The following is a 19,018-nucleotide window of genomic DNA, read 5'->3' as shown; positions in this document are numbered from 1 at the left end:
GGCGATCAGTTCGCCCCTTCGATTGAGGCTATCTCAATGTTGCCATTTACGCAATTGATAAGCTCTTGTCGCTTGAGTGGTTTTAAATAGATTCCGCTGAGGTTGTAGTTGTTAGACCAATAGCGATCGAGATTATCCTGTACAGCATCTGCAGTGACGAAATAGGCGGGTGTGTTTTTGTATTCTGCAAATTCTCGTAATAGGGTTAAGGCTTCGACGCCACTCATAATAGGCATGTGAATATCAATTAAGAAACAGTCAATGCCGGGTGGCAAACTATTCGATTTCACGGCCTTAATTAGATGTTCTCCGTCTGCAAATGCAATGACCTCAGCACCTTCACTTTGTGCCATTAATTTGAGAATCTCTCGATTGAATGTTTGATCCTCTGCGATGCAGATAATTTTATTTTTTAGCAATTTACTACTGCTAGAGTCGTACATGGTGACTTTGGGGACCTGCTGGCTTGTGTGGTAAGACTCTTCTAGATGAATTACTGTTGCGACAAGCGTTCCGTGCCCTTCCTCTGAAAAGAATTTTATCGAGCCGTTCATCAGTTGTGAGAGCTCTTTTACTATCGCCAATCCTAACCCTGTTCCTTCAAAATAGTGGTCGGAATTTCTTAGTTGGCTGAAGGCTTGATAGATTCTTTCTCGATTCGATGTGTTTAGTCCAATACCTTGATCCTTCACGATGATTGATATCTTCTTTTTACCATCATATCTACTGTGATTGACCGATATTCTAACTTCAATCGGTTTTCCATTGGAAAACTTAACGGCATTGGAGACGAGATTCAAGATAATCTGTTTGACTCTGGTTTCGTCGCCAACAAAGTGATGACTTTGGCCTGGTTTTATCTTAGTGATGACTTTTATTTTGCATGTGTTCGCTTTGAATTTCAGGGTGGAAATAACACTCTCTAATATCTCGAGTAAATTGAATTTTTTGTGATCTAAATGTATTTTATTTTCTTCGATTGATGAGATATCCAAAATATCGTTGACCAGATTTAATAGGTGCTCGACAGATGTCGATATATTGTTGAGGTATTTTTTGTGCATTGATGGGTCAGAATGATTAATAAGGTCGATATAACCAACGACGGCGCTAATAGGTGTGCGAATCTCATGGCTCATCTTGGCTAAAAAAAGGTTTTTGGCCATGGTTGCGCCCATTAATTTTTGTTCCAGCATTTTTTGTTTACTGATGTCTACAGCAAGACACATGAGACCAACACAGTTACCATTTGAATCCATAATTGGTGATTTCATCGTGAGATAATATTTTATTTCCCCATTCGAACATGGGACTTTTTCCTCAAATGCGTTTTTTTTCTTGCTGCGCATTACCTGTAAGTCCTTTTCTCTGATCTCTTTTGCTGTTTCAGGCGAAAATGAAAATATTTCCTCGTCTGTTTTTCCAAATACGTTTTCTCTGTCAATCCCTACGCTTCGTTCATAGCACCTATTGGCAATGAAGTGCCTACCTTCCGTATCCTTGGCACACATCACGGCTTCAATATCATCAATAATGTTGGATATGAGATGGAGCTGCTCTTCATTATTGATGCTATCTGCAATCAGATTGGAGAGCATAGTGATATCTAAACAATTTTGCGAAAACAACATCTTTGAAGACCTTGAGTTATTAGCATTAATTGCCCCTATGTTGTTGAAATACCGGGCATCCGTAAATAGCATTATTTTTCAAAAATAGACTTAATAATGCTAAGTGCGGGGGTTGGTTTGCTTCAAACGTGTTCCTTTTTTTCGTTCGAACATAAAAACATGTTCATTCAAGTTAGATAAATGTGAAGTAAAGCGCGTTTTGGGGCGCGTTTGGGTATTGAAGGTCTGTTTTTTATAAGTAAACTGCATAAAGGTTTCGTAATGATAACTATTTCACTTAAGGAGCCGGCGTCGATTTTGGCACTCATATTTGTGCGCGTTTGGTGTCTGTTATAATTTCAGTAAAAGATAAAGCACAGAAAACGAAGGTTCTTCATATGGATAACAAATATATAGTTGCAATTGACCAAGGAACCACGAGTTCAAGAGCGGTTATTTTAGATCACGATGCGAATGTTGTCAGTGTCGCTCAGAGGGAGTTTACCCAGATCTATCCTCAAGCTGGATGGGTAGAACATGATCCGTTAGAAATCTATGCCACTCAAACAACAACACTTATCGAAGCGTTAATACAGCAGGGAATTTCCACAGAGCAGATCGCGGCAATTGGTATCACGAATCAACGCGAGACAACCATTGTTTGGAATAGAGAGACGGGTAAACCGGTATATAACGCGATTGTTTGGCAATGTCGTAGAACGGCCGCCATTTGTGAAGAGTATCAACAGCATGAAGGGTTTGAGGCATATGTGCGAGAGAATACGGGATTGGTACTCGATCCTTACTTTTCAGGTACTAAAGTGAAATGGATCCTAGACAATGTTAAAGGCGCTCGTAAACAAGCCGAAGAGGGTAAATTACTGTTTGGAACCGTTGATACCTGGCTTGTTTGGAAGATGACGCAAGGTAAAGTGCATGTTACTGATTACACCAATGCATCGAGAACCATGCTTTTCAATATTAATACCCTAGAATGGGACCGTAAAATATTGGCTGAGTTCGAGATACCATTTTCTATGATGCCGGAGGTTAAAGCTTCTTCGGAGGTTTATGGCGAAGCCAACTTGGGCGGTAAAGGTGGCACACGTATACCTATTGCGGGTATAGCGGGAGACCAACAAGCGGCATTATTTGGACAGATGTGTGTCGAAGCTGGTCAAGCGAAAAACACCTATGGAACGGGCTGCTTCCTGCTGATGAATACAGGCATAGATAAAGTGTCCTCGTCTAATGGCTTGCTAACCACATTGGCATGTGGTCCAAAAGGCGAGGTGACGTACGCACTTGAAGGCTCTGTTTTTATGGCTGGAGCGTCTATTCAATGGTTGCGTGATGAAATGAAGATGATAGCAAATGCAAAAGACTCCGAGTATTTTGCTACACAAGTAGATTCATCAAATGGTGTTTATGTTATCCCTGCGTTTACTGGTTTAGGGGCTCCTTATTGGGATGCTTATGCTCGTGGAACTATTATGGGGATGACTCGAGGTACAGGTGTAAACCATATCATCAGAGCAACCTTAGAGAGTATTGCCTATCAATGTCGTGACGTTATCGATGCGATGCAAGCTGACTCAGGAATCAAGATAACGGATTTGCGCGTCGATGGCGGTGCGGTAGCGAATAACTTTTTGATGCAATATCAAGCCGATATTCTGAACACCAACGTTCATCGTCCAAAAGTGACCGAAGTGACAGCAATGGGCGCCGCTTACTTAGCCGGTTTAGCGGTTGGCTACTGGGATAGTATTGAAGAGGTTAAAAATAGATCTGAGATCGATAAAACCTTCAGACCTGCAAACGATGAGGATAAACGTGCGAAACGTTATAATGGTTGGAAAAGAGCAGTGAAAGCAGTACGAGCTTGGTCTGACGCGGAACATTAATTCTCGATATACGCGATTATTTTTACCCGTTAATGGTCAGAAGATTCTAGTTGTCACGTGTATGACGATTTATTACTGGTATTTAGATATAAAAAAACCACCTTCATTGAAGGTGGTGTCGTCTTTACTCTCTGGTTATTGGATTAGAGAGTAGCGATTTGGCTCAATAGGTCAACATCTTTGGATGCCTTGCGATAGAACACAGCAGGTTGACCGATTGGAGCATCAACTTCAATCCAACCACCAGTGAATGTCTTACCACTCCATACGTGTACCCATTCATCTTCCGGCAGATAAACCTTCTTAATTTCTTCACCTTGGTTATATACAGGGGCGACGAGTAAATCCCGACCGAATAGATACTGGAACTTGATTTCGTACGCTTCCGTGTCGTTTTCATAATGCATGAATAGCGGACGTTGAACAGGCATGCCTTTTTGAGCATTCTCTTTAGAGGCGGCTTTAATGTATGGCTTAAGATGCTTGAAGATCTTAGTCATACGCGCTAGATGCGCTAATGTGTCTGCATCGGTATAGAACTGATGGTTGTCACCAGGGCGATTACCTTCATGCGTACGCATAATCGGTGTGAACGCGGCCATTTCAGTCCAGCGTTGGAATAGCTCTTTAGTACGTTTACAACCGTGGAGCGTTGTATAGCCACCAATATCACTATGGTGGATGCCGTTACCCATTAAGCCAGACGACAGTGCCGCTGGAATAACGGACGCAAGGCCATCATCAATACACCAATCAACTAATTGGTCACCACCCCACAAAGCATGACACTTCCCTTGAATACCAGCACCGCCAGCGCGCATAAAGAATAAGATGTCGTCTGTCTTACCCGATTCTTCAATCGCTTCATGCTGGACTTTCGCCCAACGATAAGGCCATTTGTTGTGTTCGATTTCAGCGCTAACGCCGTTGCTTAGACTACAGTCTGTTGGTAAGTATTCACCGAAATCACCCATCCAGCCATCAAGACCAAAATCGATCATGTTTGTTTTGATGACGCCTTTATACCATTCGCAAGCATCTGGATTAGTAAAATCAACCACACCACAATAAAACTCACCAAAATCGACGACGTATTTTGAACCGTCCTGCTTAGTCGCGAGGTAACCTTTTTCCGCCGCTTCGTTATAAAGAGGGAAATCTTCTAAAACGTACGGATTGATATAGCCTAAGAAACGAATGCCTTCTCCTTTAAGCTGATGAATTTTGGTATCGAGTTCTGGGTAAAGATCTTTGTTCCACTGCCAATCCCACTGTAACCGTTTACCGAATGAAGTCATCTTGATGCCTTGCCAGTCTTGACACCATGCGCCAGCGACCTCAACACCCGCGGCTTTTGCTGTTTCAATTTTCTCCAGTGTAATATCTGTACCACCTTGAATACCTAGAATGACACCATTGGTAACCCAATCAGGTAGCTCTGGCTGGCGACCGAATACACCAGTGATGTTTTCAACAAGCGATGGGAATGATTCCTCACAATCAAGAAGCAAGTACTCTGGAATATCCCAACATTGAAGCTCATGGAAATCGGCGTTAGTGAAATCGAAATCAGCATAAGCTGTAGTTTCTAAATGGCAAAAGTATTTTTTGTCAGACACAAATGTAGGTTGAGGATAGTTGGTGTTGTAGTAATCGCCACCCGCCTTGTCATTTGTGTCGGCGAGCCACGTTACGTAACTGTCCTTATTACGACCGACACCTGGTTCTGAAGACCATAATGGGAAATTTTTACCGCGAAGGTTGAAGTAGGTAAGTTGTTCACCACATCCATATACTTTCTCTTCTTCCGTTGCGGCTATGCGAAGCCAGAAGCGGTTGTATTTAGGATCAAGCGCTTCGAATTCTGCTTTTAATCGAGATTCAGCGGTTTCGGATACCAACATTTTAATGGCTGGCTGACTATCAAAGTTAAATGTAATTACCGTCTTGCCGTCGATTTTTTCAACAGAGTATTGACGAAGAGGTAATCTCTCGGTGACGTAATCAGTAATATCAAAGTTACCACGATACATATCGTAGTTTGCTTCACCGACGCCTAAAAATAGTGATGGGCTTTGAGCCGAGTGCTTGAATACAGTTCTGTTTTTATGTGTAATAACCAAAGCACTGTCGTTGTAAGATACGTCCATTATATAGCTCCGAAATTGTAAGAGGGAACGGTTTAATTAAATCGCTTAATTTAAGGTTGCTTATTTTTATGTTATTTATATTTTTAAATATGAATAACATAAAAATAAATAACCTATAGATTTGTTGTTACCTTGAAATAATCCCCCCCAGATTAGGGAGGGATAGTTACTACCAGTTAAATACTATTTTTATTTAAACTGAACCTTGTATTCCGCTGCGATCTTAGCTTCACACGTTTTGATTTCGTTTTGGAAACGCTCTAGCCATACTTGACCGTCAGCACCAGCTGTTTTTGCGAAGTAATCACGTACTGGCGCAGCCGCTTTTTGGAATTCAGCTTTCTCTGCAGCCGTTGGGCTATAAACTGTACCGTCAGCTTTTTTGAACTCTTCGTAAGCGGTGTATTCACGGTGCTTAGGATAAGAACGTAGGTATTGATTCTGAGCATCGATAGCATCAACAATGACTTGCTTTAACTCGTCTGGGAACGACTTGAATTTCTTGTCGTTGAATACCCAAGCACCACCCATGTATGCGTGACCATCAAGAATGATGTAGTTCAGGCTTTCTTGGAAACGGTTTTGTACGATATCGACGATACCATTCTTAGTTCCATCTACAACACCTGTTGAAAGGGCAGTATATACTTCAGGCCACGCGATAGGTGTTGGTGCTGCACCAAGTTCTCTAACAAGTTCCTGCTGAATTTTAGCCGGTACAGTACGTAGTTTCAGGCCTTTAAGATCCTCTGGAGTCTTAACTTGTTTTTTCGTTGTTGCTATGTTACGCCAACCACCTGAGTTAGAAACCATCATTAGACGTGAGTTAGGAGCGTTGTTCAAAATGTTGCCACGCACGTCACCTAGGAATTCTTCATTATCGTATACACATTCAGCTATACGGTCATTTGGAAGCATATAAGGTAAGTCAAATGCACCAATTGGCTGCCAGTAGTTTGCTAGCTCAGCGATAGTCGTTTGGAAGTAATCAAACATGCCCGCTTGGATACCTGCAAGACACTCTTTAGCATTGCCACATAGCTGACCTGAAGGATAGATATCTACAGAGATAGCACCATTAGAACGAGACTCAACATAGTTTTTGAATACAAGTAGAGACTGGTGGTTATAGCTATCTAGGTTCGATACGTGCGGTACCGTTAATTTGTAGTCTGCAGCGGTTGCAGCGCCAGAAGCGAGAATTGCTGTAGTTGCTAATCCAAGTAGTGTTTTTTTCATATTATGTTCCTTTAAAATATATTTTATTATAAAGCTAAAGCTTTTATTTCACGTATATCAATGAGGGTGTTACATAACCCCTAGTAGCTGCGGTAAGCCGATAACTAGTTTAGGGAAGAACGAAATTAAGAAGATGATTAAAAATTCTATTGCTAGGAAAGGAATAATCGCCTTCGAAATATGTTGTAGCGGTACACCAGATACACCGGAAGCTACAAAGAGTACGAGACCCATAGGTGGAGTTGCTAAACCAATAGAAAGGTTACACACCATGACCACACCAAAGTGCACTGGGTCGATACCGGCGGCAATCATGATAGGGGCAATGATTGGCGCGAAGATTAGAATCGCGGGGCCCGCATCCAAGAACATACCTACAATAAATAGGAAAATGTTAATGATGAAGAACAGTAAATAAGGGTTGTCAGTGATGCCGTTAAAGAAATCTGCAACGCTATTAGAGATACCAGAGAAGCTGATAGCAGAAGCAAACCCACTTGCTGCGGCGACAATGATTAAAATCGCTGCTGCGTTGACCGATACTTTTGCAAATAGAGCATATGTGGCTTTAACAGTGCTTACTTTAAGAATATAAACCGACAGAATAATGGCATACAGTACGGCGACTGCCGCCGCTTCTGTTGGTGTAAATATACCGCCATAGATGCCGCCAAGAATAATCACTGGAGTCATTAGAGGCAATATCGCCATCTTCATACTCTTACGACGCTCTTCTTTAGATGCACGTTCAAAGGGTTGAATGTCAGGGTAGTGACGGATTTGGAAACGGTTAACCAGCATCAAACCTAGGCAGAAAATCAATCCAGGAACAATACCGGAAAGGAACATTGCTGCAACAGACGTATTCATTACGAATGCGTAAATTAACATGATACCGGATGGAGGGATGATAGTGCCCAATACGGTTGCTGCTGCGGTTAACGCCGCTGCATAGGCCGGATCGTATTTGTACTTTTTCATCTCAGGGATAAGCATATTACCTATCGCTGACGTCGCCGCTACAGAAGAGCCTGTCAATGCACCAAACATCGTTGCTGCGATAATAACGACGTGCCCTAAGCCACCACGCATATGTTGAACACGGGTTTGAGCGAACGAAACGATGCGAGGTGTAATACCACCGCTCGACATGCACTCACCAGCCAACATAAAGAACGGTAAAGCAAGTAAAAGGAAGTTATCAAGACCAGAGTAAAGTCGTTGATAAAGCATGTTAATAAACAAAACTTGATCATCTTGAACAAACGTGATGATTGGTGAAAGACCGAGTGCAAAAAGAACGGGCACACCGATGAGCAAGAATGTCATGAAATAGACGAGGAAAATCGGAGAAATCATTATACGGCGTCCTATCCAGTTACTTCAACTGACTTTGTGTGGTCAGAAAAATGGATGAAATTGTGTATCGACGCTGCTAACTTTTCAAAAGCAGTTAAGCATGACAACGCCAACATCACAGGTGGGATGATGTAGATGGTATACATCGGGATTGGCACGCTATCTGCCATTACGCCACCGGTGGTAAAGAATATGTACCCGTAGTAGATCCAGATTGTGAATAAAATGAGAGCAGCAACGTGTGCGACTATCATAAAAATGTGGTAAACACGCATATTCTTAAACTTGTCTGTTATAAATGTCATCGCGATGTTTTGGTCACGCAAATAAACGATAGGTAGACACAGATAAGTCATATAAATCATCAGAAAACGTGATGATTCATCAGTCCAGCTTAAAGGGATGTTTAATATATAACGACAGCCGACTTGAAGTAGTACGATGGCAGTCATTACTAATAATAAGATACCTGATAACTGAGCCGTAAAATTTGCTATAGGTGCGTTAATCTTATTTAACGCGTTTTCAATACTCTTAAACATAGAGTCACCATTAGAACTTAGCATTGCAAACGTTGACTTATTATAATTAAATCAATAATTTGGGGCTGATATTCTGTAGAGTTAGTTCACGCCTATTAAGCACTTCCTGTGCTCTTTATGACTAAGCTTATTTTTTACTAATTATCCGTTTTGTTTGGCGAAATTTTAGCATTTTGGTTAAAATTGACCGTGATGCTTTTCACATCCAAACAATGCTTGTCATTATCTGCATATTTCATGTCACATTTCTGACATTATTTAGGGAGCGAACTCCCTAAATAAGAGTGACTTTTATTAAGCTTTACCGTTTGAACCGAACAGGCGGATCTTGTGCTTAACCACTTCCATCATAGAGGCGATACCGGCGTTGTTTGCGTCTGCAAGAATAAAGTCATTTTCGTTGTCAGCCCAGTGTGCTTGTACGCCTTTGATAAAGCCTTGACGCAGCTCAGTATCCACGTTTATCTTTGCAACACCGCGCTTAACCGCTTCGATAACCTGATCATCTGGCACGCCTGAACCACCGTGTAGAACGATAGGTTTTTTCACTGCATCTTTGATTTCAGTTAGACGGTCAAACTTAAGTTCTGGTGTTGTTTTATACACGCCGTGAGCAGTACCGATAGAGACTGCTAGATAATCAACACCTGTGCGCTCAGAGAAATCGAGTGCTTCAGCAACCGTTGTTATCATCGCGTCTTTTTCATCAACAGTGATGTCATCTTCGGTGCCGCCGATCTTGCCAATCTCACCTTCTGAACCAAGGTCAAGCGCTCTTGCTACTTCAACCACCGCTTTTGTTATACGGATGTTCTCTTCGAAAGGTAGCGCAGAACCGTCAAACATCAGTGACTGGAAGTCACGTGTTGCCGCTTCCATGCACTGTTCAAACTTACGGCTGTGGTCGAGATGAATACAGACTGGAACAGTGATGTTGTGGTGTTGAATAAGAGAATCTACTGCGTCACGAAGCGGTTTCATACCAATTTCGTTAATGGCTTTTTGACCAATTTGCAACATAAAAGGTGACTGCTCTTCTTGCGCTGCTAGAAGTACCGCTTTGATGGTTTCTAGGTTGTGAGCTGTGAATGCACCGATAGCGTAGCCGTTTTCCCACGCTTCTTTAATCATTGTTTTGCCGGATAGGTAAGGCATTTGAGATAATCCTCTTCATTTGTTTGATAATGTAGAAATTATCAGTCATTTGATTTCATTTCTGTTAGATATGTATCATTTTACGACAAAAACAATCAATAATGGACAAAAGTGAGTGCTAGAACACATCTTGTCACTCTACGAGTTAGTCGACTGCCTTTTCTTAGAAGGGGACAAAAAAAAGATGACAGCTACACGCCATCATCTCTTAATATCCAACTATAAAATGCCAGTAAAGTGGTGGAAATTTACTTCATGTCTTGATCCAATAGCCCGGCTGCTAGTGCAGGTGCTAAACCTGGGGTTAACGGTAGTCGTGGAATCACTAAGCAGTGCATTAGGTGATAAATATCTTGCTTACCATCCCATACTTTGGCTGAAACTACGTTATTCGAATCAAGCTCTTGCCACCATGAGCAACCTTCATAATCCATCAGGTAAGTACGGCAGTAATTCCACCATGTTTGATAGAACTCTTCGTACTTCTTATCACCCGTTACGGTGTAAAGCGCATAAGCGGTTCCAATCGCTTCTACAGGTGTCCAACGAATACGTTCACGTACAACTGGTTTGCCGTCCCAATCAACGGAGTAAACAAAACCCGGTGCGCCATCAACAGACCAAGCATCTCGAACGGTTGCATCAAATAGGCCTTTGGCATCTTCTAACAACCACTCTGGTGCTTCTGCTCCAATCTCTAGTAGTGTCGCGCGAAGATGACAGATTAGGCGTCCCCACTCGATCCAGTGACCAGGGGTACCACCGTAAGCGCGGAAGTGGCTTGCCGGTGTTTCTTTGTTGTAGTCTGGCAACGGATTCCAGTTAGAGTCAAAGTGCTCATTAACACGATAGTTGAGGCTTTTTGCTGTTTTGTGAATCATAAACTCAGTAACATGCAGTGCTCGGTCTAGCCACTTTGTATCTTTTGTTACATCATAAACAATTAAGAAGGCTTCAACGGCATGCATGCTGGCGTTACCACCACGATAGTCTTCCGTCTCTGAGAATGTTTCGTCCCAAGACTCAAGGCACATTTGCTCTTCTTCACTCCAGAAGTATTGCTCAACAACCTTAATCGCTTCATCTAATAAAGCTTGAGCACGCGGGTGCCCAGTGGTTACTGCGCTTGCGGCACCTAATAAAACAAAGCAGTGTTGATAGCCTTGTTTTGATGCATCAACAATACCGTTGCCTTCGTTATCTATCGTGGCGTACCAACCACCATGGGTGTTATCTTTCAATGGCCCTTCTAATGCAGCAATACCATGTTCAACAAGGTCATATGCGCCTGGGCGACCCATTAAAGCGGCGAGAGAATAACAATGTAGCATTCTTGCCGTGATCCATAGTCGTGTTCCCATTTCTTCACGAATGCTGCCGTTATTGCCGACCCAACCAAATCCATTTGGAACTACCGCTTTTCTTCCAAAATCAAAAATTCGATCTGTTTCAGTTTCTAACCAAGAATTATGGGATCTGGTGTTAATCCACTTCATACAATATTTCCTCTAGTGAAAACAAATAATAAGATAGAGCGAAGCTTAACAAACCAAGTAATTACAGTTTTGAAAGTAAAGGTGTGTGTTAAGTTCTAATTAAATACAGTAAAGGTCAATATCGAAAGCAAAACAACAATTATGATGTGTTTTAAGTTGAGATAGCCCCGACATCATGGGGCAACGCTTAGTTATTCATGTCTTGGCGTTTTGAGTGATTCTGTTTACTGTCTGTTATGACTGAAATTATCAGGTTGTAGATTTTAAATCTGTTAGTTATGTAGCATTTTTTACAAAAACAATCACAAATGGACATTAATGAGCACTAAAACACAATCAATCACAGAGAAAACATCGTATTCGATACAGTTAAGTCAGTACTCTGACTGCTCGTTATTCCCGTGAAAAAGAGAATCTGGGTGGGTTTAGATCGACACTTTCGTGGAGATGACGCTGGTTTTGTGAGGATCACAGGAATAGATAACCTAGCCGGACAGCGTTACAAAGGGGGACTGGTATTTTTAGCTCTATAAAAAAGGCGCTCAATGATGAGCGTCTTTACATGTGTTGTTAAAACTGCCGTTTATTTAATGCTGAAGCGGTGGATCGTTTTTTCTTCGAAAATTTCGCCTGGATTCAAGCGAGTTGTCGGAAAGTGGGTTTGGTTCGGACTATCGGCGTAGTGTTGCGTTTCCAAACACATGCCGGCAAACGCTTCATACTTGTAACCATTACGAGCAAACCAAGGTTTGTTAGATAACTTGGAACCGTTATAGAACTGTATCGCAGGTTGGGTGGTTAGCACTGCCATCAAACGGCCACTATTTGGCTCATATAATTCGGCGGCTAAAACATATTCACCTTCCACCTCTCGATTGTGCAAGATGTAGTTGTGGTCATATGCACCATCCGGAACGTTAGGCTTATTCTCACGAATCGTTGTCATTGAGGTAAAGTCCAGTCCAGAGTTTTTAACGGACAAAATTTCGCCTGTTGGGATCATGTTTTCCGCAACTGGCGTATAGAAGTCAGCATGAATTTTTAATGCGTGGTCGTCTATTGTGCCGGAATCATGGCCACCGAGATTGTAGTAGCTATGGTTCACAAGGTTAACAACAGTTGGCTTGTCAGTCGTGGCCTTAAAATTGTAGTGAACCTGATTTTCTTCATCTAGACCAACCGTATGAACAACACTCAATGTGCCACCGTAACCGGACTCACCATCAGGTGACACGCGGCTAAAGTGGACGAAAGTTCCTTCTTGCGCCTCTTCAATCGAGTAATCCCAAACGTATTTGTCGAATCCTATTAAACCGCCGTGCAGATGTTGTACGGTAGGTGGTTCATTGGTTTCTAGTTGAAACTGTTCACCATCTAAAGCGTACTTACCATCTTTGATACGGTTAGCGAAACGGCCAGCAATGGCACCAAAGAATGGATGACCACTAAGATACTTCTCTAAGCTTTCGTATCCCAAAACGACATCGGCTACGTTGCCATTTCGATCTGGTGTCTCAATTGAAGTGACGATACAACCATAGTTGGTGACCGATATCTTCACGCCGTTTTTATTGGTCAGTGTAAAAAGTTGAACAGGTTTGTCCTGACCTTCTACAGCCCCCCAAGAGGTAATGGTAAGTTCCACGTTATTGGCCTCTGCTAGTATTGATAATGAAATTTGCTAACGCGTGATTATTTAATCTTTGGTTCTAGACCAGAAGTAACACGTAGTTGTTCCAGTATCGCAGACCAATCTTGACGTCCACGGCCTGCAGCACGAGTGATGCTATAAAGCTCACGAGAAGCAGCACCACATGGCATTGGAACATTAACTTGGTTAGCCAAATCAAGTGCGATGCCGAGGTCTTTATGTGCTAGGTCAACCATAAACGCTGGAGATAAATCGCCAGACAAAACTTTACCCGGCCACGTTGTAGTGAAGTGTCCTTTACCTGCTGGAGTGCCGCTCATTACTGCCATTGCTGTATCGAAATCTAGACCGATAGCCTCTGCCAGCGTGATGGCTTCTGCGGATAACGCGTTGAGTGCAATACTCATGTAGTTGTTGATTATTTTTACGCGGATGCCTTTACCTGCACCGCCAGCGTCTATAGTTTCACTGCCCATGCAATCGAAAAGAGGCTGCGCTTTAGTAATCTGTTCTTTAGAACCGCCCGCTAAGATAAGAAGTTCGCCTTTTATTGCGTGGTCAGACGTACGGCCTACAGGCGCTTCCATCATGCTGAAACCTTTATCTGCCATCTCTTTTACAAGTGCATCCGTTTCGAATGGGTGGATAGTGGACATATCAATCAATAGCGTTTCATTGCTCATGGTTGATGTAATTCCGTCGTCACCAAATATTACATTTCTTACTAGAGCACCGTTTGGCAGCATAGTGACAATGAACTCAACGTCTGTAGCGGCTTCTGCTGGAGAAGCAACTGCTACCGCACCTTGGTTTACTAGCGCTTGCACTGCGTCTTCGCTGATATCGAAAACTTTTAGAGAGTGACCGCCTTTAATTAGGTTTGCCGCCATTGGGCTGCCCATTTGACCAAGACCGATAAAGCCGATAGTTGACATGATTTGTTCCTTTTTGCGTGTTGGGATTGCGGTCAATATAACGTTTTCGTCAAAAACTACTGTAATCAATGTCACATTTTGTTGTTTTGTGTTCATTTGTTGTTGTTTTGTGATTGTACTCCCAGTAGATATCGACAGTTTTCCTATAATGTAATCATACTGTAGTCCTACGCTTGTCTGTCTTTGTATACAAATTCCACGTACATTCAGATAGGTGATTAATAAAAGAGAATCAAACAATGCCAATAGCGTGCCTTGGAATTACTGTGCTCGATAGAGTGCAACGAGTAAAAGAACTCCCGACGTCGGGTGGTAAATTTGTAGCGACAGATTATTTCGAGATAGGTGGTGGTCCCGCCGCTACCGCCGCTGTGGCAGTGGCCAAGTTAGGACATGAAGTGGATTTTATCGGCCGTGTTGGTGGTGATTCAGTCGCTAAAACGATGCTTGAAGAGTTAGCTGGTTACGGCGTAAACGTGACGAAATCAATACACATTCCTAGTGCTTCGTCAGCCTTTTCTGCTGTATTAGTGGATGATGAAGGTGAACGTATGATTATTAATTATCAAGATAAATCACTTAGCCGTGACATAGAGCCACTAAAGTCTGTCGATTTTTCTACATACTCAACCATACTTTGTGATGTGCGTTGGCCAGAAGGTGCAAAGTATGCGCTAGAACAGGCTAGAAAATATCGTATTCCGTCAGTGTTGGACGCCGATCTTTCACCCGACTCTATTTCAGAATTAGTGGAACTTGCTGATCATGTTGCCTTTTCTCAGCCGGGCTTAGCTAAATTTACTGAGACAGATGACCCAATTCAAGGGTTAAAAACTGCTCAGAAAAGGACAAAAGGTAAAGTTTATGTTACCGTCGGAGCCGAAGGTTGTTACTGGTTAGAAGATGGTGAACTTAAGCACCAGAAAGGTAAAGTTGTCGATGTCGTCGATACAACTGGTGCTGGTGATGTTTTTCACGGAGCCTTTGCAGTTGCGGTTTCAGAGCAAATGGAGTCAAGGCAGTCTGTTGTTTTTTCAAACACAGTTGCGGCTTTAAAATGCACCAAATTAGGTGGGCGTGAGGGCATTCCAAGTAGGGAAATCGTTAACGCCGATATAAACAAATAATAATAAGGTTTATCATGACTAATCCTAGACAAGACAAATTATTACAATTAGTTATCGATAAGGGTTACTGTACCGTTGAAGATTTGGCAGAAACTCTACAAGTTTCTACACAAACAATAAGACGGGATATTAAAAAGTTAAGCGATGAAAGATTAATTGTGCGACATCATGGAGGCGCGAGTTCTCCTTCTAGCACAGTAAACTTAGACTACGAAATTCGTAAAGTATCCGAAACCGATGAGAAAAATGCCATTGGTGAACGAATAGCAAATATGGTCCCTGATAACTCGACGGTTTTCCTAACTATCGGCACGACGGCAGAGATTATTGCTACGCACTTGCTTAAGAAGAGTAACCTTCAAATCATAACTAATTCTCTGCGTGTAGCCAATGTACTGCATAGCAATAAAAGCTTTGATGTACTTATTCCAAGTGGAAAAATTCGTGCGACCAATGGCGGAATTGTTGGAACTGAAGCCCTCGATTTTATCAATCACTTCCGCTTTGACTATTTGATCACGAGTGCTGGTTCTATTGATTCGGATGGTACTTTATTAGAATATGACCTAAATGAAACCGCGGTAGCCCAATCGGTTATGAAGTCGGCTCGAAATGTATTTGTAGCGCTAGATTCAACCAAATACACGCCGAAAGGGTCGATTGAGTTGGGACATATTCGTGAAGCGACCGTTTTCTTCACAGATGAGCAACCGCCTGCCTATATCCAAGAAGTATTAAATCAGACCAATGTGAGATTAGAGGTTTGTGAAGGATAGCTTAAGCTAACCCAGCTTTGATTTTAAAGGGAGAGTGAATACTCTCCCTTTTTCGCGTTGTACTCCAAAAAACATAAAGCTATCGTCATTTTAATAAGAATGACGTGAAAGTGGATCTTCTATCGTTGTTCAGTCGACGCCTCTAGCAAAATAGTTATGTACATTCACCTACAAACAGGAAATTTACAAAATCTTGACCAACACCAGACCGATCCTTCCTAAAATGATGCCATCATCAATTGTAGTACAATAATATAATTTTAGTGCAGAATGTTGCACGTTATACAAAGGGTGGTTCATGCAAAATAATCAACAACTCGAAACGACGACTGAGAAATACAGTGTCTTATTTTTTCTGGAAGGTCTGATGGTACTCAGTTTTGTGATTATCGTCGCTTCGTTTACCGTTCCATCAAGTGCTTATGCAATGAATGCTATTATTGGTGGAATTGTAACCGCTGGGACTTGTGCAGCAGGTATTTTAGCATTCGCTAACGGGAAAATAGGTGTGGAACGCGGGCTGTTTGAGCAACCACTGGTCTCGCAGAGAAAGTACTAATCCAATAGGCTTTGTTTCCTAAATCAGGGAACTAACGCTTAAAACTACAAACAGATCATCTAAGTTCACTCACATACTTAGACCAATGACCAACCCCCGCTACAAAACAATCAATTGGAAGCAATATAACCAAGCTCTAATTAATCGTGGTTCGCTGACATTTTGGATTGATGAAGAGGCAATCCAGCACTGGAAACAGGTCAAGTAAGGCACCGTGGAAGGCCACGTTTGTTTAGTGACTTAGCGATTACAACGGCTCTTATGGTCAAACGGGTATTCTCAATGAAGTTGAGAGGTCTGCAAGGATTCATTAATTCTGTTTTCAAGTTTGTTCAACTGCCGTTGTCATGCCCTCATTATTCATGCATTAGCAAGCGGGCCAAAACGGTTAACGTCACATTCAAGACGAAGACTAAGGGAACGATCCAGCATTTAGCTATTGATGCGACTGGGCTGAAAGTCTACGGGGAAGGCGAGTGGAAAGTAAAAAAGCATGGCACTGACGGAAAGTGTCGAGTTTGGCGAAAGCTACATTTAGCGGTCGATACAGACACGTATGAAATCATTGCCGCTGAATTAAGTCTGTCGAATGTGGCCGACGGTGAAGTGCTGCCTAACTTACTCAAACAGACTCGCCGAAGAATCAATGAGATATCTGGCGATGGATCTTACACAAGGTCGTGCTACGGCTCTATTCTCATCAAACGAGCCCTCCCACTCATTCCACCGAGAAGGGGCGGCTTTTTTGGGAGCGAGGTCATCCTCGTAACCTAGCAGTCGGTTGCCAGAAGCTATACGGTTCAAATAAGCATTGGAAAACGAGGTATGGTTACCATAAACGTTCACTCTCAGAAACGGCGATGTTCTGTGTGAAGAAATTGCTCGGTGGGACATTAAGCTTAACGAATTACAATGCCCAGATTGGGGAAACTTACGCCATGATAAAAGCGTTAAATAAGCTGACGGGGTTAGGTATGCTTAAACGATTACGATTGTCTAATAACTAGCTGTGTTAGAGCTTTTTCATCTAAATTCGAATTAGGAAACAAAGCCGTTTATCAGTTCGGTATCATGATGATCATTAACTTAGGCATTGGCTTTGTGACTCCACCATTTGGCGGTAACTTATTTATCGCAAATCAACTGAGTAATACTTCTGTACCTCAGGTATTTAAGGGTGCGCTTCCGCTGGTGTTAGGTATGTTAGTTTCATTGATTCTTGTTACTTTTGTGCCGTTTATCTCGACAATGTGGTTATAACTATGAATACGACTTATCAAATATTCGGGAAACCGAGACATTATGCATGGGGGGGGGAAGACGTTTATCCCTCAATTATTTCAATTAGAAAATCCAGATCAACAAATTTATGCGGAATGGTGGTTAGGGACTCATCCTGACAACTCATCTACGTTATTAGGTGTTGACGGTAATTCTGAAAGTCTGCTTGACTGGTTGACCAATAACGACTCTGTTCAAGATTTATCAGAGCGTAATCCGGGTTACCCACTTCCATTTTTAATGAAAGTGCTCGACGTTAATGAAATGCTTGCTATTCAGGTTCATCCAACTAAGCAGCAAGCACTTGAAGGTTTCGTTCGTCAGAATGAAGCGGGTATAGAACAGACTGCACCGGAACGGACCTATCGTGATAGCAATGATAAACCTGAAATGATGGTAGCGCTTACGTCTAGCTGGTTAGCTCATGGGTTCTGCGATCACGACACAATTGTAGAAAGATTCAATCACTACCCGTTTTTCTCTGAACTCGCTCGTCATCAGAAAGCTGAGGGTACTCAAAGTACGTTTGAATGGTTGATGTATGCAGAACAAGAAGTATTAGACAGTCTGTTACTACCTCTATTAGCTCACTTAGAGGCTAGGTCGAAAGATCAATGTATCCCTTTAGACGAACCAGAATATTGGATTAATAAAGCTTATTTCGGCGATGGTTCAGGTTGTGACCGAGGCTTAATGACTCTGTTTCTTTTGAAGCCCCTTTTTTGTTTTCCATTCATCTTCCGCTACACTATAGGCAAAAATCACTTAAGGCCGTTTATATTTATATGCATCCGGATATCCAAGCCAAATATGATCATTATCCATCAGAAGTAAAAACAAGAATGACGGAGCTAAGAACCTTGGTATTTGAGGTGGCCAGATCTTTAGGGTTAGCGGATGTTGAAGAAAGTCTCAAATGGGGGGAGCCAAGCTATCTGGTCAAAGGAGGAAGCGCAATTCGTATGGATTGGAAAGCGAAATCGCCGGAGCAATACTGTTTGTATTTCAACTGTAAAACGAAGCTAATTGATACCTATAGAGAATTGTATTCCGATACGCTTCATTTTCAAGGGAATCGAGAAATAGTGCTTAATCTCAATGAACCATTGCCAGAGGACATTATCAGACACTGTATTCAGTTAGCGTTTATTTATAAAAGCGTTAAACACCTGCCTTTATTAGGGGCGTAATCTACTTTAAAGTAGAAAGTAGAAAGTAGAAAGCGACAAAG

Annotated in this window: 16 protein-coding genes and 1 pseudogene; 8 read left to right on the top strand and 9 right to left on the bottom strand. The window is 42.1% G+C overall.

The features are described 5' to 3' along the window. Nucleotides 1-5 precede the first annotated feature (5 nt). Nucleotides 6-1,631 carry a PAS domain-containing sensor histidine kinase gene (locus L3V77_RS18950; RefSeq protein WP_275137808.1) on the bottom strand — a complete coding sequence of 542 codons (1,626 nt, stop codon included), beginning with the start codon at nt 1,629-1,631 and terminating at the stop codon, nt 6-8. Nucleotides 1,632-2,008: 377 nt separating this feature from the next. Here L3V77_RS18950 and glpK point away from each other — a divergent pair, with 377 nt between their 5' ends. Then, nucleotides 2,009-3,517, top strand: coding sequence for a glycerol kinase GlpK (gene glpK, locus L3V77_RS18945; RefSeq protein ID WP_275137807.1), 1,509 nt, complete (start codon nt 2,009-2,011; stop codon nt 3,515-3,517). 143 nt (nt 3,518-3,660) lie between these two features. Here glpK and L3V77_RS18940 read toward each other — a convergent pair whose 3' ends face one another. From L3V77_RS18940 to yihU, 8 genes are all read right to left on the bottom strand, one after another. Then, nucleotides 3,661-5,667, bottom strand: coding sequence for an alpha-glucosidase (locus tag L3V77_RS18940; protein ID WP_275137806.1), 2,007 nt, complete (start codon nt 5,665-5,667; stop codon nt 3,661-3,663). Between the two features lie 189 nt (nt 5,668-5,856). Next, the gene (dctP, locus tag L3V77_RS18935; RefSeq protein ID WP_275137805.1) at nt 5,857-6,906 is read right to left on the bottom strand and encodes a TRAP transporter substrate-binding protein DctP; all 1,050 of its coding nucleotides are present in this window, start codon (nt 6,904-6,906) and stop codon (nt 5,857-5,859) included. A gap of 69 nt (nt 6,907-6,975) precedes the next feature. Then, on the bottom strand, nt 6,976-8,265 hold the full coding sequence (locus L3V77_RS18930; protein WP_275137804.1) for a TRAP transporter large permease: 1,290 nt from the start codon (nt 8,263-8,265) through the stop codon (nt 6,976-6,978). 11 nt (nt 8,266-8,276) lie between these two features. Next, the gene (locus L3V77_RS18925) at nt 8,277-8,807 is read right to left on the bottom strand and encodes a TRAP transporter small permease (protein ID WP_275137803.1); all 531 of its coding nucleotides are present in this window, start codon (nt 8,805-8,807) and stop codon (nt 8,277-8,279) included. 294 nt (nt 8,808-9,101) lie between these two features. Then, nucleotides 9,102-9,962 (bottom strand): class II fructose-bisphosphate aldolase, encoded by an 861-nt coding sequence (locus tag L3V77_RS18920; RefSeq protein ID WP_195706147.1) that lies wholly within the window; start codon nt 9,960-9,962, stop codon nt 9,102-9,104. A 248-nt stretch (nt 9,963-10,210) separates the two neighbouring features. Continuing rightward, nucleotides 10,211-11,458 carry an AGE family epimerase/isomerase gene (locus L3V77_RS18915; RefSeq protein WP_275137802.1) on the bottom strand — a complete coding sequence of 416 codons (1,248 nt, stop codon included), beginning with the start codon at nt 11,456-11,458 and terminating at the stop codon, nt 10,211-10,213. Between the two features lie 583 nt (nt 11,459-12,041). Then, nucleotides 12,042-13,103 (bottom strand): aldose epimerase family protein, encoded by a 1,062-nt coding sequence (locus L3V77_RS18910; RefSeq protein WP_275137801.1) that lies wholly within the window; start codon nt 13,101-13,103, stop codon nt 12,042-12,044. A gap of 47 nt (nt 13,104-13,150) precedes the next feature. After that, nucleotides 13,151-14,044 carry a sulfolactaldehyde 3-reductase gene (gene yihU / locus L3V77_RS18905; RefSeq protein WP_275137800.1) on the bottom strand — a complete coding sequence of 298 codons (894 nt, stop codon included), beginning with the start codon at nt 14,042-14,044 and terminating at the stop codon, nt 13,151-13,153. A 239-nt stretch (nt 14,045-14,283) separates the two neighbouring features. On the opposite strand from yihU, the gene L3V77_RS18900 reads away from it, so the two are divergent. The 7 genes and pseudogenes from L3V77_RS18900 to L3V77_RS18870 all read left to right on the top strand — a co-directional run bounded on the left by L3V77_RS18900 (nt 14,284) and on the right by L3V77_RS18870 (nt 18,977). Further along, the gene (locus L3V77_RS18900; RefSeq protein ID WP_275137799.1) at nt 14,284-15,171 is read left to right on the top strand and encodes a PfkB family carbohydrate kinase; all 888 of its coding nucleotides are present in this window, start codon (nt 14,284-14,286) and stop codon (nt 15,169-15,171) included. 14 nt (nt 15,172-15,185) lie between these two features. Further along, nucleotides 15,186-15,947: a DeoR/GlpR family DNA-binding transcription regulator gene (locus L3V77_RS18895; protein ID WP_275137798.1), complete on the top strand. Its 762-nt coding sequence runs from the start codon at nt 15,186-15,188 to the stop codon at nt 15,945-15,947. A 298-nt stretch (nt 15,948-16,245) separates the two neighbouring features. Next, nucleotides 16,246-16,506 carry a hypothetical protein gene (locus tag L3V77_RS18890; protein ID WP_275137797.1) on the top strand — a complete coding sequence of 87 codons (261 nt, stop codon included), beginning with the start codon at nt 16,246-16,248 and terminating at the stop codon, nt 16,504-16,506. A gap of 85 nt (nt 16,507-16,591) precedes the next feature. Further along, nucleotides 16,592-17,513 (top strand): annotated as a pseudogene (locus tag L3V77_RS18885) (IS5 family transposase). A gap of 64 nt (nt 17,514-17,577) precedes the next feature. After that, nucleotides 17,578-17,766, top strand: coding sequence for a TRAP transporter large permease subunit (locus L3V77_RS18880; RefSeq protein WP_275137796.1), 189 nt, complete (start codon nt 17,578-17,580; stop codon nt 17,764-17,766). Between the two features lie 42 nt (nt 17,767-17,808). After that, nucleotides 17,809-18,621, top strand: a complete 813-nt coding sequence (locus L3V77_RS18875) for a type I phosphomannose isomerase catalytic subunit (RefSeq protein WP_275137795.1) — start codon at nt 17,809-17,811, stop codon at nt 18,619-18,621. Next, entirely contained in the window at nt 18,573-18,977 is a 405-nt protein-coding gene (locus L3V77_RS18870) for a DUF1801 domain-containing protein (RefSeq protein ID WP_275137794.1), read from the top strand. Before L3V77_RS18875 ends, L3V77_RS18870 begins: the two co-directional genes overlap by 49 nt. Nucleotides 18,978-19,018: the final 41 nt, after the last annotated feature.

Source organism: Vibrio sp. DW001 (genome assembly GCF_029016285.1).
Taxonomy (GTDB): Bacteria; Pseudomonadota; Gammaproteobacteria; order Enterobacterales; family Vibrionaceae; genus Vibrio.
This window is presented reverse-complemented; position numbering and strand designations above follow the sequence as displayed.

Excerpts from the sequence above, each read along its gene's own strand:
- L3V77_RS18880 (WP_275137796.1), top strand. The coding sequence starts at position 17,578 with ATGATGATCATTAACTTAGGCATTGGCTTTGTGACTCCACCATTTGGC.
- L3V77_RS18950 (WP_275137808.1), bottom strand. The coding sequence starts at position 1,631 with ATGTTGTTTTCGCAAAATTGTTTAGATATCACTATGCTCTCCAATCTG.
- L3V77_RS18895 (WP_275137798.1), top strand. The coding sequence starts at position 15,186 with ATGACTAATCCTAGACAAGACAAATTATTACAATTAGTTATCGATAAG.
- L3V77_RS18870 (WP_275137794.1), top strand. The coding sequence starts at position 18,573 with ATGCATCCGGATATCCAAGCCAAATATGATCATTATCCATCAGAAGTA.
- L3V77_RS18940 (WP_275137806.1), bottom strand. The coding sequence starts at position 5,667 with ATGGACGTATCTTACAACGACAGTGCTTTGGTTATTACACATAAAAAC.
- glpK (WP_275137807.1), top strand. The coding sequence starts at position 2,009 with ATGGATAACAAATATATAGTTGCAATTGACCAAGGAACCACGAGTTCA.
- L3V77_RS18875 (WP_275137795.1), top strand. The coding sequence starts at position 17,809 with ATGCATGGGGGGGGGAAGACGTTTATCCCTCAATTATTTCAATTAGAA.
- dctP (WP_275137805.1), bottom strand. The coding sequence starts at position 6,906 with ATGAAAAAAACACTACTTGGATTAGCAACTACAGCAATTCTCGCTTCT.
- L3V77_RS18915 (WP_275137802.1), bottom strand. The coding sequence starts at position 11,458 with ATGAAGTGGATTAACACCAGATCCCATAATTCTTGGTTAGAAACTGAA.
- L3V77_RS18925 (WP_275137803.1), bottom strand. The coding sequence starts at position 8,807 with ATGTTTAAGAGTATTGAAAACGCGTTAAATAAGATTAACGCACCTATA.
- L3V77_RS18920 (WP_195706147.1), bottom strand. The coding sequence starts at position 9,962 with ATGCCTTACCTATCCGGCAAAACAATGATTAAAGAAGCGTGGGAAAAC.
- L3V77_RS18900 (WP_275137799.1), top strand. The coding sequence starts at position 14,284 with ATGCCAATAGCGTGCCTTGGAATTACTGTGCTCGATAGAGTGCAACGA.
- L3V77_RS18930 (WP_275137804.1), bottom strand. The coding sequence starts at position 8,265 with ATGATTTCTCCGATTTTCCTCGTCTATTTCATGACATTCTTGCTCATC.
- yihU (WP_275137800.1), bottom strand. The coding sequence starts at position 14,044 with ATGTCAACTATCGGCTTTATCGGTCTTGGTCAAATGGGCAGCCCAATG.
- L3V77_RS18890 (WP_275137797.1), top strand. The coding sequence starts at position 16,246 with ATGCAAAATAATCAACAACTCGAAACGACGACTGAGAAATACAGTGTC.